This is a genomic window from Leucobacter chromiireducens subsp. solipictus (assembly GCF_016758195.1).
Classification (GTDB): Bacteria; Actinomycetota; Actinomycetes; order Actinomycetales; family Microbacteriaceae; genus Leucobacter; species Leucobacter solipictus.
The window spans coordinates 30,818-43,749 of the sequence record NZ_QYAC01000004.1 but is presented as its reverse complement, the minus strand read 5'-3'; the positions used below and the strand labels follow the sequence as shown (position 1 = coordinate 43,749).

Below are 12,932 nucleotides of genomic sequence, written 5' to 3'. Positions count from 1 at the left end.
GGCAGCGCAGCAGCCCTCTGCTGGGGTGAGGCACCGCGGTTCCCCGGCGCACATCCCCGCGCCATCCCCCCTCACACGACCGGCCGGCCCGGCTATCCCGGTACCCCACCAGTGGCGCGTTCGATCTCACTGGGCTCGCTCCGGCTCCCCGGTCACGGGCCCCTGAACCCGACGCCCCGGGCCCCCGGCTCCCCCGCCCCGCCACCTCCACCCAGGCGTTTTATCTAGAGCGAGTCAAATACGGGAGAAATTCACTCGTTCTGGCGAAAATGCCTAGGTTTGGGCGGGGCTTTGCGCGGGGGCTTGTGCGGGGGTTTGGGCGGGGGCTTGTGCGGGGGCGGGCGGGGCGTGTCACCCGCGGCTCAGATCTCGCCGTGGGCTCCCCCCGGCGCGCCGGGTTGTGCCCGGGCTCGCTCGACCCCTACGCCTGCCCGGTGGCGATCAGCCAGATGAGGAGCAGGTTGAGGGTCACGATCAGCCCGATCACGATCCAGGTGACCACGCGCAGCGCGGTGCCGTTGCGGAACACGCCCATGAGTGTCCGGTTCTCGGTGAGCCGCGCGAGCGGGATCAACGCGAAGGGCAGGCCGAGCGAGAGCAACACCTGGCTCATGACGAGCGCCCACGTCGGATCGACGCCCATCGCGAGGATGATGAGCGCGGGAACGAGCGTGATGGCGCGACGGGCGACCATGGGAATCCGGACGCGGAGGAGGCCTGACATGATCGTCGCGCCCGCGTAGCAGCCCACCGACGTGGAGGCGAGGCCGGAGGCGAGCAAGCCCACCGCGAAGATCACGCCGATCGTCGGGCCGAGCGCGTCCGTGATGGCCGCGTGCGCGCCCGCGATGGTGTCGGTGCCCTCGACGCCGCGAAGACTGGCCGCGGCGAGGAGCAGCATCGCGATGTTCACTCCCCCGGCGACGACGAGTGAGAGCGCGACATCCCAGCGCGTCACCGACAGGAGGCGTTTCAGGCCACGGGGCGTGTGCGCGGCGCCGTGACGGTCCCGAGCGAGCGCGGAGTGCAGGTAGACGGCATGCGGCATCACCGTGGCGCCGAGCATGCTCGCAGCGAGCAGCACCGTCTGCGTGCCCTGGAAGCGCGGGACCAGGCCCTCAAGCATCCCGGGTCCGTCGAGCGGGCTGAACAGGAGGCCCGCAAGGAAGCCGATCGTGATGATCCCGAGGAGACCGATCACCACGAACTCGAAGGTACGCTGCCCACGACGCGACTGGACCGCGAGCAGAAGCATGGAGACGAGCCCGACGATGAGCCCGCCCACGGGCAGGGGCACCCCGAACAACAGGTACAGCGCGAGGGCGCCGCCGATCACCTCGGCGACGTCGGTGGCCGCGGCAACGAGTTCGGCCTGCAGCCAGTAGAGGCGACGGGGCCACTTCCGCAGCCGGCCACCCAGGAGTTCAGGCAGGCTCTGCCCGGTCACCAAGCCGACCTTCGCCGAGAGGTACTGCACGAGCATCGCCATCACGTTCGCGGCCACCAGGACCCACAGGAGCAGGTATCCGTACTCGGCGCCGGCGGTGAGGTTCGCGGCGACATTCCCGGGGTCGACGTATGCGATCGCGGCGACGAAGGCGGGGCCGAGGAGGCCCACCCCGCTCGCCCGGCGCGCGGGGCGACCGGTGGCCGGGCCGGTGCGGGGAAAAGCCGAAGCTTCGCGGTGGCGCGTCATAAAGTTAGACTAGCCGAACAATTGCGAGCTGAGTGTCGAGTTCGCCCGAGGCTGAGTGCACCTTTCGGCGAAACGGGCGAAGCGCTGGCTAGCTGAGCAGCTCTGTCGCCGCTCGACTCAGGAGCTCGCCCATACGCGCTGCATCCACCGCTGTGAAGAGTGGGGCCAACTGCGCCCGCAGCGGTTCACTCAGGCTCGGCTCGGGGACCGCCGCGATCGCCTGGAGCACGAGGCGTTCGTCTGCGGTCTGTCCGTCACCCGCGAGGAGTCGTCCCACCGCGGCGTCGACACAGGCGAGGAACAGCTCGCGCTTCGTGCGGAAATTCGTGTACACGTGCGGTTGAGGGACCTGGGCGCGGGCGGCAATGCGGGCGGTCGAGGTCCCGTGATAGCCCGAGAGGCCGAACTCTTCGAGTCCGGCCTCAATCAGGTATTCACGATTCTCACCGGGCCGCCGGCGAGAGCGGCGCTCCGGCATCCGGTTATCCCAGGTCAAGAATCTTACGGTAGTGCTCACCCACGGGCTCGAAGCCACGGTGGTTGTAGAAGGAGCCAATCCGCGCGGTCGCGGTCGACAACTGCCGAACGCCGCGACCCATGCAGTAGTGCTCGTTCGCCTGCATCAGGCGATCCCCGATCCCGAGACCCCGTGACGCTTCGTCGACGACGATCTCCTGGAGGTGAGCCGTGAGACCCGGAGCGTGCAGCAGGCGCGAGACGGTGAGGAGCGAGTAGCCCACGACGGTGTCTCCCGCTTCGGCGACGAACAGGACGTTCGTCTCCTGATCGCGGTGGCGCAGGACGTTGTCGAAGGCGACCAGGAACTCGTCGCTCCCGATCGACTCGCGTCCCGTCGTGAACTGCCGGGCGAGAGCGAGGACGGCGCGGCCGTCCTCGCTCTGCGCGCGGCGAATCACGATACGTGACTCGGACGCCGACTTATCGGGCGAAGTTGCCACGGTAGTACTCGTAGACCCAGCCCACGACACCGACGAGCACCAGCGGGATCGTCAGGAACGAGAACCAGAAGTTGAAGCCGATGCACATGCCCAGAATCACGAGCGAGATCGCGAGCGCCAGGAACAGCGGCCACCAGCTCCAGGGGCTGAACTCGCCGAGCTCAGGGTCCCCGTCGTCGATGTCGGAGTCGAGCAGGTCCTCGGTGAGGACGCCGCCCTGCTTGCGCTGCACCAGCATCAGGTAGACCGCGATGAACGCCGTCAGGCCGCCCGAGAGCAGGATCGTGGTCGATCCGGCCCACTCAATGTAGCCGTGCTCGATGATGTTCCAGACGGTGTACACCGAGGCGAGCAAGACCATGTAGGCGGTCAGGATCCAGAAGATGACAATGTTGGATTTCATAGTGAGTGCTCCTCAGATCACTTCTGCTCGGAGAGCGCGGGAGCCGGTGTCGGCTGCTCCACTCCGCTGACCTCGGGGTGGTTGAGGTCGAATGCCGGAGACTCGGAGCGGATGCGCGGAATCGAGGTGAAGTTGTGACGCGGCGGCGGGCAGGACGTGGCCCACTCGAGCGAGCGGCCGTAGCCCCACGGGTCGTTGACCGTGACCTTGGACCCGCGACGCGAGGTGATGTACACGTTCAGGAGGAACGGGATCATCGACGCACCGAGGATCATGGCACCGACGGTGGAGAGCTGGTTGCCCCAGGTGATGCCGTCCGACGGCAGGTACGTGTAGTACCGGCGCGGCATGGCCATGACGCCCAGCCAGTGCTGCACGAGGAAGGTCATGTGGAAGCCGATGAAGAGGACCCAGAAGTGGATCTTGCCGAGACGCTCGTCGAGCATCTTGCCCGTCCACTTCGGCCACCAGAAGTAGAAGCCGGCGAACATTGCGAAGACCACGGTGCCGAACACGACGTAGTGGAAGTGCGCCACGACGAAGTAGGTGTCGGAGATGTGGAAGTCGAGCGGGGGCGATGCCAGGATCACGCCGGTGAGACCACCGAACACGAAGGTGACGAGGAAGCCGAGCGACCACAGCATGGGGGTCTCGAAGGTGATCGAGCCGCGCCACATGGTGCCGAGCCAGTTGAAGATCTTCACACCGGTGGGAACCGCGATGAGCATGGTCATCAGCGAGAAGAACGGCAGCAGCACGGAGCCGGTGACGTACATGTGGTGCGCCCACACCGTCATCGACAGTGCAGCGATCGCGATGGTTGCGTAGATCAGGGTCTTGTAACCAAAGATCGGCTTACGGCTGAACACCGGGAAGATCTCGGAGACGATGCCGAAGAACGGCAGCGCGATGATGTAGACCTCGGGGTGGCCGAAGAACCAGAAGAGGTGCTGCCAGAGGATCGCGCCACCCTCGCCGCTGTAGATCTGTGCGCCGAAGATACGGTCCGCGGCAAGGCCGAAGAACGCAGCCGCGAGCACCGGGAAGACGAGGAGCACGAGGATCGAGGTCACGAGCGTGTTCCAGGTGAACACCGACATGCGCCACATGGTCATGCCGGGAGCGCGCATCGTGATGATCGTCGTGATGAAGTTCACGCCGCCCATGATCGTGCCGAAGCCGGCAATACCGAGGCCGAGCACCCAGAGGTTGCCGCCCACGCCCGGGGAGTAGGTCATGTCAGACAGGGGCGCGTAAGCGAACCAGCCGAACGATGCCGCGCCCTGCGGGGTGAGGAAGCCGCCAACCGCGATGAGCGAGCCGAAGGTGTAGAGCCAGAACGCGAACCCGTTGAGTCGCGGGAAGGCGACGTCGGGGGCACCGATCTGGAGCGGCATGATGACGTTCGCAAAACCCGCGAACAGCGGGGTGGCGAACATCAGCAGCATGATGGTGCCGTGCATGGTGAACAGCTGGTTGTACTGTTCCTTCGTCGCCACGACCTCAAGGCCGGGGGCGAACAGCTGCGCGCGGATCACGAGGGCCATGAGGCCGCCGATGAGGAACCACACGAAGGAGCTGATCAGATACATGTATCCGATCACCTTGTGGTCCGTGGACGTCAGCCACGAGACGATGACGTTGCCCTTCTTCATGTTCTTGATATCCCTCATTACTCGTTCTGAGCCTTGGCCTGGTCGCCGTAGAAGCGATCCTGGTTCGGGTTCAGGTCAATTCCGGCCTCGCCGGTGTTTCCAGCCTCGCGCAGCGACGCGATGTAGGCGTCGTACTCGTCCTGCTCAACGACCTTGACTTCGAAGAGCATCATCGAGTGGTACTCGCCGCAGAGCTCGGCACACTTGCCCATGAAGGTGCCCGTCTTCGTCGGCGTGAAGCTCATGTAGTTCGTCTGGCCCGGGATCATGTCCTTCTTGTAGAGGAACTCCACCACCCAGAAGGAGTGAATGACGTCACGGGTCTCAAGACGAATCTCGGTGGTCTTGTCGACGGGGAGGTAGAGCACCGGCATGGTCTCTTCCGTCGGCTCACCCTCGGCGTCGGTCTGCACCTGCACGCCGGAGAAGAAGACGTCCTCGTTTGTGTAGTTGAAGTCCCACGCCCAGCGCTTGCCGATGACCTCGACGACGTTCTCGGGGTTCTCGTACCGCGACTCGATCTTGCTCTGCTCCTGCGCGGTGAACGCGAAGAAGCCGAGCACGAGGATCACGGGAACCACCGTGAAGAAGGTCTCGATCGGCATGTTGTACCGCAGCTGGACCGGAAGTCCGGTCTGGCCCTTGCGGCGACGGTAGGCGATCGTGGCCCAGATGATCAAGGCCCAGGTGAGCACGCCGACGGCGAGCAGCACGGTCCATGAGGTCACCCACAGCCCGGTGATGCCGTCCGTGTGGTTCGTAGCTCCCTCAGAGCCTGCGGGCAAGAAGCCTCGCTGCTGCTCCGGGGTGCAGCCTGCCAAGAGCAACGCTGCCGAGAGCGCTACCGGGGCCGCAACCCATTTCATTCGACGATTGGAACGCACCGCATACCTTTCGAAATGTTTCGTGCCGCCCGGAATGCAGGCGAAGCTGATTACTCCCTGTTAGCTTAGCGCGAACCGAGGCGTTCCCCGAACCAACGCAGGGTGTCGCGGAATATCGGTGCGCAATTCGCTTACCCGAAGCTGTCGCCGCAGGCGCAGCTCCCCTGCGCATTGGGGTTGTCGATGGTGAAGCCCTGCTTCTGAATCGTGTCCTCGAAGTCAATCGTGGCCCCGTTCAGGTAGGGGATGCTCATCTGGTCGACGACGACCTGGACGCCCGTGAAGTCCACGACCGAGTCGTTGTCAAGCTCACGCTCGTCAAAGAACAACTGATAAATCAGCCCCGAGCAGCCACCGGGCTGCACGGCGATCCGCAGGCGCAGATCGTCACGGCCCTCCTGGGCCAGCAGGCTCCGGACCTTGTCCTGTGCCGCGTCACTCAGTGCCACCCCGTGCGCCGGCTCCACGCCGGTCGTTGCGGCGTCCGCCGCGATCGTCTCAGTACTCATGACTTCTCCTCGCTCGCGCAGTAAATAGAGATGCCTCTAGTCTACCGCTGCGGCGTCGGCAGGAAACCCTCGAAGCAACACGGTATTCTGGGGCGCAGTGAGCCCACGCGTGTGGGTCAAGGACCGGGCGCAGCTGTGCGCACCAGATCGAGAGGACAGGCGTGTCGAAGAAGGACGCTGCAGGCGCGGCGGGCACGAACGAGCAGGACGCGGCCGCCCCGGTCGGCAAGGGCCGGCCAACGCCGTCGCGGAAGCAGGCCCAGGCCGCCAACGCGCGCCCCATCGTGGGATCGAAGGACAAGGCCCTCCAGAAGGAGCAGCGCCGCCAGCAGGCCGACGCGCGCGAGCGCGCCCGCCTGGGCATGATGGAGGGCGACGAGCGGTACCTCACGGTGCGCGATCGCGGCCCGCAGCGCCGCTTCGTGCGCGACTACGTCGACGCTCGGTGGAACATCGGCGAGATGCTCATCCCGATGATGCTGGTGGTCCTGGTGATGACGTTTATCCCCGGCATCGTCCAGGTGATCAGCCTTGTGGTGATCTGGGCCTTCGTGGCGCTTGCGGTGCTCGATGCCGTGTTCCTCGGCATGCGGCTGAAGCGCATTCTGGGCGAGAAGTTCGGCGAGGATCGGGTGCAGCCCGGCTTCCGCTGGTACGCCGCGATGCGCGCGTTCCAGTTCCGCCCGCTGCGGATGCCCAAGCCGCAGGTCAAGCGCGGGCAGCGTCCCGAGTAGGACTCCCCCACCGCAGCCAGAAACGGCCCCGCTTCGATCCGATCGAAGCGGGGCCGTTTCTCGTGGTGAACCCGGTTAGGCGGCGGCGTTCCCGCGATATCCGATCCGGGCGAGCCCGCGGTTGATCGCGCGCGCCCACAGCGGCCCCTCGTAGATAAAGGCGGTGAACCCCTGCACCAGCGTGGCACCCGCCAAGAGGCGATCGTGCACGTCGGTGGCGGTGGTCACGCCGCCGACGGAGATGACGCAGAAGTCTGGATCCGGCGCGGTCTCCCGGATGCGCCGCAGGACGGCGAGCGAGCGGTGCTTCAGCGGTGCCCCGGACACTCCCCCGGCCCCCATCCGCTCGAGCTCGCCCGCAGACGCCATGAGGCCCTCGCGAGAGACCGTCGTGTTCGTCGCGATGATCCCGTCGAGCCCGAGCCGGACCGCGAGCTCGACGATCCCGTCGATCTGCGCGTCCTCCATGTCGGGTGCGATCTTCACGAGCAGCGGCGTGCCCCCCGCCGCGTCCCGGACCGCCGCGAGCAGCGGTTCGAGCAGTTCGAGTTCTTGGAGCCCGCGCAGCCCGGGCGTGTTCGGCGAGCTGACGTTCACCGCGAGGTAGTCCGCGATCGGTGCCAGGCGCTCCGTGCTCCAGACGTAGTCCTGCTGGGCGTCGTCGACCTCGGTGATCCGGCTCTTGCCGATGTTCACCCCGATCACCGGCCGGTTGCGGCGCAGCCGTGCGCGCTCGATCCGGGGGACGGCCGCGGCGGATCCGCCATTGTTGAAGCCCATGCGGTTGATCAGGGCGCGATCCCCCACGAGGCGGAACATGCGCGGCTGCGGGTTGCCGTCCTGCGCGTGGCGCGTGAGCGTCCCCACCTCGACGTGGCCGAAGCCGATCTCGCCGAGGCCCGCGATTCCGATCGCGTTCTTATCAAAGCCCGCCGCAAGCCCGAACGGACTCGGGAATTCGAGCCCGAGCGCACGCACCCGCAGCTGCGGGGCGGGGCGGCAGAACCGGCGCACCAGCCCGCCGAGGAACGGCGTTGCCTGGATCACCCGAAACGCCAGGTGGTGGGCGGTTTCGGGATCCATGCGGCGCAGCACGGTCGAGAACAGCATCGGATAGAGGCGCATGACTACTCCTGGGTCGCGGCCGGTGACCCGGTCGTGCGGTCGGCGGGATCGGCGGCCACGGGCGGGTGCGCGCGGAGCTCGGAAATGGCGGCGTCAAAGTCCGCGAGCGATTCAAACGCCTGGTACACGCTCGCGAAGCGCAGATACGCGACCTCGTCGAGCTCGCGCAGGTGCGGCAGGATCGCGAGCCCGATCTCGTTCGCGTCGAACTGGGCGATGCCGCTGGAGCGCACGGACTCCTCGACCTGCTGCGCGAGCACCGCGAGATCGGCTTCGGTGACGGGGCGCCCCTGGCAGGCCTTCCGAACGCCGCTCATCACCTTGGAGCGGCTGAAGGGTTCGACCACGCCGGAGCGCTTGATCACGGTGAGGCTCGCCGTCTCGGTCGTGGTGAAGCGTCGCCCACACTCGGGGCACTGGCGCCGGCGGCGGATCGAGAGGCCGTCGTCGGCGGTGCGCGAGTCGATGACCCGGGAATCGGGGTGGCGGCAGAACGGACAGTGCATTACGCGGTCTCTTCCTCAAAACGGGTGCTGACGGCCTCGCCGTGCGCGGGCAGCCCCTCGGCGCCGGCGAGCGCGAGCAGCGGTGCCTCGGCCCGGGCGAGCGCGGCGCGGTCGTAGCTGACGATCTGCTGCGGGCGCAGGAACGTGTGGGCACCGAGCCCGGACGCGAAGCGCGCCGTGCCGCCGGTGGGGAGCACGTGGTTCGATCCGGCGAGGTAGTCCCCGAGACTCACCGGCGTGAAGCCACCGACGAAGATCGCGCCCGCGTCGGCGATGCCGGCGAGCACGCCCTCGTCGTCGCGGGTTTGGATCTCGAGGTGCTCCGGGCCGTATGCGTTGCTCACGCGCACCGCATCCGCGAGGCTGTCGACGAGGATCACCGCGGACTGCGGGCCAGCGAGCGCGGTCGCGACGCGGTCGGCGTGCGCGGTGCGCGGGGCGCGCGCCGCCACCTCCGCCTGCACGCGGGCGGCGAACTCCATCGAATCGGTGACGAGCACCGATGCGGCGGCCTCGTCGTGCTCGGCCTGGCTGATCAGGTCGGCGGCCACGAACCGGGGGTCGGCGGACTCGTCGGCGATGACGAGGATCTCGGTGGTGCCCGCCTCGGAGTCGATGCCGACCAGGCCGCTCACCACGCGCTTCGCCGCGGCGACAAACACGTTCCCGGGGCCGGTGACCACGTCGACGGGCTCCAGACCGATCTCGGGGACGCCATGAGCGAAGGCGGCGATCGCACCGGCACCGCCGATCGCGTACACCTCCTCGATGCCGCACAGCGCTGCCGCCCACAGGACGGCCGGGTGCGGCAGTCCGGCGTGGTCGCGTTGCGCCGGCGAGGCGAGGGCCAGGCTCGGGACGCCCGCGGTTTGCGCGGAAACGGCGTTCATGATCACGGACGACGGATACGCGGCCTTGCCGCCCGGGGCGTACAGCCCCACGCGCGAGACCGGCTGCCAGCGCTGCCGGATCACGGCTCCGTCGCCAATCCGCGTCTCCTGCGCCGCGGGCACCTGCGCGGCCGAGCCGAGGCGCAGCCGGGTGATCAGCTCCGTCAGCGCCTCCCGCACGTCCACGGGGCACGCGTCCAGAGAGGAGGTGATCGCCTCGGCGGGGACGCGCAGGGCGTGCCCGGTGACCCCATCGAAATCCCGGGCCTGATCGCGGAGCGCGGCCTCGCCGTGCTCCGCGACCGCGGCCACGAGCGGGCGCACCCGCTCGACGGCGACGTCGGCGCTCAGCGCCGCGCGCGGCACGAGTTGCAGGAGATCGCTGCGGGAGAGCTCGCGCCCTCGAAGGTCAATCGTTCGCATCACGGCGTCCATCCTACCGAAGGGGGCGGGGACTGCCCGGCATCACGCGTCTGCGAGGATGGGTGGGGCACGACGGAAGGCGGCACATGCGCGAGTCACACACGCACCGAACACTGAGCATCGGGGGTCCCCGGTGACGCTCGCAACGGCGATCCTGATCATCGGGCTGGTCGTCGTCGGTTCCGCGGCCCAACGGATGGCCGGCCTCGGCTTTGCGCTGCTCGTTGCCCCGTTCATGACGCTGCTCCTGGGCGCGCACTCCGGCGTGCTGCTCGTGAACGTGCTCGGCGTGATCTCGAGCGTGCTGATCCTGCCGCGGGTGTGGCGATCCGTCGACTGGTCGATGTTCCGCTGGTTGGGGGCCTTCGCGGTGGTGGGGGCCGTGCTCGGATCCTGGCTCGCGCTGCAGTTCTCTCCCGCGGTGATGGCGGTGGCCGTCGGGGTGATCGTGATCGTGGCGCTCGGAGCGTCGCTGGTGCTCTCGGGGAACCGCTTCGCGACGGATCTCCGCTCGCCCCGCGCCGCCGCGGGGTTTCTCTCCGGCCTCACCAACTCGCTCGCCGGGGTCGGCGGGCCGGCGGTCAGCGCCTATGCGGTGCTCACGCGCTGGAACCAGACCGCGTTCGCGGCGACGCTCCAGCCGTACTTCATCCTGACGGGCGGCGTCTCCGTGGTCACGAAGCTGCTGCTGGACCCGGTCGCGCTGCCGCGCATGGAGTGGTGGTTCTGGGTGCTCGTGTTCGTCTCGGTCATCGGCGGGATCGTGCTCGGCGAGCGGCTGCTGCGGGTCGTCACGCCCGCACAGGTGCGGCGCTTCGTCATCCTCCTGGCGTTCGCCGGGGCGACCGCCTCACTGATTCGCGGGATCGTCGACCTCGTCGGGTAGTGCGGGCCGCAGCATTCCGAGCCAGGCGAGCTCCCGGGCGCCCGCCACCACCGCGGCGCGGGCGGCCGCCGGGGCCACCTCCAGGAGCTGCGCGAGGGCGTCCGCAATCTGGCCGAGTGTGAGGTCCCCGTCGCTCGCGCCCACCGCAGCGGCAAGCAGCGGATCCGCCATCACCCGCCGCGCGATCGGCCGGTCCGTGACCAGGGTGATCGCCCGGGGTGCGTCCGATCCGGGATCGTGCACACGCTCCTCAGCGACCGAATCGCTCACCAGCCACCGGTGCGCGAGCACCTCCGTATCGCTGAACCGTGCGGCGGTGGACCCGGCGGCAAAGGCGCGTTCCAGGGCCTGACCGAGCGCGTCCTCGCTCCACGCCCCGGTGGCCTGCTCAACGTGAATCACGGACTCGGCGGCGTGATCCGCCGCGGCGTCTTCGCGTCGAATCCGGATCGATCCGAGGCCGATCGCCACGATCCGGCGCGCCGCGAAGTCGTCAAGCCAGCCCGTCAGCAGGGCATCGAATTCCGCACTGCCGGGCCGCGCGCCCCCGTCTCGCGCCCAGGTTTCGGCGTACTGCGCGGGGCTCACCCGGTCGCGCTCGATCACCCACGCCGTCAGCGGCACCGCCGCGGCGGTGAGCCACTCGCCGACACGCTGCAATCCGTTCCCGCCCCACGGGGTCTCCCAGTTCGCGAGGCAGAGGAGCGTCCCGTCCGGCGCGAGCGCGGCCGGCGCCTCGCGCACGACGGCCGCCGCGAGCGCGTCGCCGACGAGGCCCCCGTCGCGGTACTCGTAGACCGGCCCGTCACCCGTGCGCGGGGTGATCACAAACGGCGGATTGGAGAGGATCAGGTCGAAGCGCTCCCCGGCGACCGGCGTCAGAAGGCTCCCCCGCCGGAACTCGATTGCGTGCTCCATGCGGTTCAGCACCGCATTCGCCGCGGCCAGCCGGAGGGCGCGATCGGAGATGTCGGTCGCGATGACGCGGCCACCGCGCAGCGCGAGGTGCAGGGCGACGATGCCGCAGCCGGTCCCGAGGTCGAGGCTGAGCGCGGCATCGCTGGTGGGTGCCTGCGCGATCAGCGAGCGGGTGGCCCCGCCCACGCCCATGACGTGATCGGGGCGGGCGGGGCCGCGGCGCAGCTGATCGTCGAGGTCGGAAAGGATCCACCACTCCGGCGGCGTGTCCGCCCGCGCGTCGGGCACCGTCTCGGGGTTCAGCGACAGCGCGGCGCGCAGCCCGGTCGGCGTGTCGGCCACGAGCTCGAGTTCTCGGGCGCCCTGGGCGCCGAGCGTCGGCAGCGCCGCGTCGAGCAGCTCGGCGGACACCGCCTCCCCCAGGAGGAACACGCGGATCAGCGTGGCCAGTGGCGACGCGTCCCGCTCCGCGAGGGCGCGCGCGGCGGGGACAAATACGCCCCGCCGCCGCGCCGCGTCCGCGTCCTCGCCGAGGAGGCCGCGGACGGCGGCCGATCGGTAGTCTGCGGCACGGAGGTCTGCGCGGAGATGACGGATCAGTTCGAGGTCCATCCCTCTAGCGTAGAGCCGGGCCGGGACCTTCCGGTCCTAGTACGCGAGCGTGAAGCGCTGGCGGCGGTGCTCCGGCGTCTCGATCTCGTCGACCACGGCCACCCCGAAGTCGGCACCCGAGATGTTCGAGTTGCCCGCGTCGTCGGTGAGGATCACGTCGCCGCCCAGGCGGTACTCGCCGGTGTACTCGCCAGCCGCCCAGGGGCCGAAGCCGCCGGCCGGGCTGACGTAGAACCAATCGAGCCGTTCGGGGGTGGCGCGGAGGTCCTCGAGCACGTCGCCCATCTCGGCGGCCTCCGCCTGGATCTCGGCCGGGAAGTCCGGGCCGTCCATCACGCGCGGGCCGCCGGGTGCCTGCAGGAGTGATCCGGCACCGCCCACGACGCCGAGCCGCACGCCCGGTGCGGCGGCGTCCGCAACTTCCGTCGCGAGTTCCGCGATTGCGCGGCGCGTCTCGCCGGACATGTCCCCGCGCGGCGAGATCGCGACCACGATGACGTCGGATCCGGCGATCCAGCGCGCGCGATCCGCGGGATCGAGGATCGAACCGCGGGTGTAGGTGACCCCGCCAATCTGCTGCGCCACTTCGCCGCGCGTCACGCTCGTCACCGCGAAGCCGCGGACGGCCGCGGCCTCCGCGATGTGTGCCCCCGCGTAGCCGCTCCCGCCGACAATGGTCACTCGAGTCATGGGTATTTCCCTTCGTTCGGCTGCGTCGCGTGGTTCGCGGCG

14 protein-coding genes are annotated in these 12,932 nt (G+C 68.8%); 2 read left to right on the top strand and 12 right to left on the bottom strand.

Translation table 11 applies throughout. The annotated features are described in order from the left end of the window. Positions 1-421: 421 nt before the first annotated feature. The 7 genes from D3230_RS08075 to D3230_RS08045 all read right to left on the bottom strand — a co-directional run bounded on the left by D3230_RS08075 (position 422) and on the right by D3230_RS08045 (position 6,106). Entirely contained in the window at positions 422-1,696 is a 1,275-nt protein-coding gene (locus tag D3230_RS08075; RefSeq protein ID WP_202344542.1) for an Nramp family divalent metal transporter, read from the bottom strand. An 88-nt stretch (positions 1,697-1,784) separates the two neighbouring features. Continuing rightward, on the bottom strand, positions 1,785-2,192 hold the full coding sequence (locus D3230_RS08070) for a TetR/AcrR family transcriptional regulator (RefSeq protein ID WP_202344541.1): 408 nt from the start codon (positions 2,190-2,192) through the stop codon (positions 1,785-1,787). Beyond that, on the bottom strand, positions 2,179-2,655 hold the full coding sequence (locus D3230_RS08065; RefSeq protein ID WP_337249135.1) for a GNAT family N-acetyltransferase: 477 nt from the start codon (positions 2,653-2,655) through the stop codon (positions 2,179-2,181). Before D3230_RS08065 ends, D3230_RS08070 begins: the two co-directional genes overlap by 14 nt. After that, complete coding sequence (ctaF, locus tag D3230_RS08060; RefSeq protein WP_202344540.1) at positions 2,636-3,058, bottom strand: aa3-type cytochrome oxidase subunit IV; 423 nt, start codon at positions 3,056-3,058, stop codon at positions 2,636-2,638. Before ctaF ends, D3230_RS08065 begins: the two co-directional genes overlap by 20 nt. Positions 3,059-3,075: 17 nt before the next feature. Continuing rightward, the gene (gene ctaD, locus D3230_RS08055; protein WP_237467265.1) at positions 3,076-4,713 is read right to left on the bottom strand and encodes an aa3-type cytochrome oxidase subunit I; all 1,638 of its coding nucleotides are present in this window, start codon (positions 4,711-4,713) and stop codon (positions 3,076-3,078) included. Positions 4,714-4,730: 17 nt separating this feature from the next. Beyond that, positions 4,731-5,579: an aa3-type cytochrome oxidase subunit II gene (ctaC, locus tag D3230_RS08050; RefSeq protein ID WP_202344538.1), complete on the bottom strand. Its 849-nt coding sequence runs from the start codon at positions 5,577-5,579 to the stop codon at positions 4,731-4,733. A 149-nt stretch (positions 5,580-5,728) separates the two neighbouring features. Next, positions 5,729-6,106 carry a HesB/IscA family protein gene (locus D3230_RS08045; RefSeq protein ID WP_202344537.1) on the bottom strand — a complete coding sequence of 126 codons (378 nt, stop codon included), beginning with the start codon at positions 6,104-6,106 and terminating at the stop codon, positions 5,729-5,731. Between the two features lie 161 nt (positions 6,107-6,267). Here D3230_RS08045 and D3230_RS08040 point away from each other — a divergent pair, with 161 nt between their 5' ends. Continuing rightward, positions 6,268-6,840, top strand: coding sequence for a DUF3043 domain-containing protein (locus D3230_RS08040; RefSeq protein WP_202344536.1), 573 nt, complete (start codon positions 6,268-6,270; stop codon positions 6,838-6,840). A gap of 75 nt (positions 6,841-6,915) precedes the next feature. Here D3230_RS08040 and D3230_RS08035 read toward each other — a convergent pair whose 3' ends face one another. From D3230_RS08035 to hisD, 3 genes are read right to left on the bottom strand one after another with little or no spacing between them, the layout of a single operon-like run. Continuing rightward, positions 6,916-7,965: a quinone-dependent dihydroorotate dehydrogenase gene (locus tag D3230_RS08035; RefSeq protein WP_202344535.1), complete on the bottom strand. Its 1,050-nt coding sequence runs from the start codon at positions 7,963-7,965 to the stop codon at positions 6,916-6,918. 2 nt (positions 7,966-7,967) lie between these two features. Next, the gene (gene nrdR, locus D3230_RS08030; protein ID WP_202344534.1) at positions 7,968-8,471 is read right to left on the bottom strand and encodes a transcriptional regulator NrdR; all 504 of its coding nucleotides are present in this window, start codon (positions 8,469-8,471) and stop codon (positions 7,968-7,970) included. Beyond that, complete coding sequence (gene hisD, locus D3230_RS08025; protein WP_202344851.1) at positions 8,471-9,784, bottom strand: histidinol dehydrogenase; 1,314 nt, start codon at positions 9,782-9,784, stop codon at positions 8,471-8,473. The genes nrdR and hisD overlap by 1 nt, the downstream gene beginning before the upstream one ends. 133 nt (positions 9,785-9,917) lie before the next feature. Between hisD and D3230_RS08020 the strand changes: the two genes are divergently transcribed. Beyond that, positions 9,918-10,670: a TSUP family transporter gene (locus D3230_RS08020; protein ID WP_202344533.1), complete on the top strand. Its 753-nt coding sequence runs from the start codon at positions 9,918-9,920 to the stop codon at positions 10,668-10,670. Here D3230_RS08020 and D3230_RS08015 read toward each other — a convergent pair. Further along, positions 10,635-12,200, bottom strand: coding sequence for a DUF7059 domain-containing protein (locus D3230_RS08015; RefSeq protein WP_202344532.1), 1,566 nt, complete (start codon positions 12,198-12,200; stop codon positions 10,635-10,637). The two genes, D3230_RS08020 and D3230_RS08015, sit on opposite strands and share 36 nt — an antisense overlap. A gap of 36 nt (positions 12,201-12,236) precedes the next feature. Next, complete coding sequence (locus tag D3230_RS08010) at positions 12,237-12,890, bottom strand: NAD(P)-dependent oxidoreductase (protein ID WP_202344531.1); 654 nt, start codon at positions 12,888-12,890, stop codon at positions 12,237-12,239. Positions 12,891-12,932: the final 42 nt, after the last annotated feature.

What these genes read in the sequence shown, in the direction of transcription:
- D3230_RS08075 (WP_202344542.1), bottom strand. Translation starts at nt 1,696, where the DNA reads ATGACGCGCCACCGCGAAGCTTCGGCTTTTCCCCGCACCGGCCCGGCC.
- ctaF (WP_202344540.1), bottom strand. Translation starts at nt 3,058, where the DNA reads ATGAAATCCAACATTGTCATCTTCTGGATCCTGACCGCCTACATGGTC.
- ctaD (WP_237467265.1), bottom strand. Translation starts at nt 4,713, where the DNA reads ATGAAGAAGGGCAACGTCATCGTCTCGTGGCTGACGTCCACGGACCAC.
- ctaC (WP_202344538.1), bottom strand. Translation starts at nt 5,579, where the DNA reads ATGAAATGGGTTGCGGCCCCGGTAGCGCTCTCGGCAGCGTTGCTCTTG.
- D3230_RS08045 (WP_202344537.1), bottom strand. Translation starts at nt 6,106, where the DNA reads ATGAGTACTGAGACGATCGCGGCGGACGCCGCAACGACCGGCGTGGAG.
- D3230_RS08035 (WP_202344535.1), bottom strand. Translation starts at nt 7,965, where the DNA reads ATGCGCCTCTATCCGATGCTGTTCTCGACCGTGCTGCGCCGCATGGAT.
- nrdR (WP_202344534.1), bottom strand. Translation starts at nt 8,471, where the DNA reads ATGCACTGTCCGTTCTGCCGCCACCCCGATTCCCGGGTCATCGACTCG.
- hisD (WP_202344851.1), bottom strand. Translation starts at nt 9,784, where the DNA reads ATGCGAACGATTGACCTTCGAGGGCGCGAGCTCTCCCGCAGCGATCTC.
- D3230_RS08015 (WP_202344532.1), bottom strand. Translation starts at nt 12,200, where the DNA reads ATGGACCTCGAACTGATCCGTCATCTCCGCGCAGACCTCCGTGCCGCA.
- D3230_RS08010 (WP_202344531.1), bottom strand. Translation starts at nt 12,890, where the DNA reads ATGACTCGAGTGACCATTGTCGGCGGGAGCGGCTACGCGGGGGCACAC.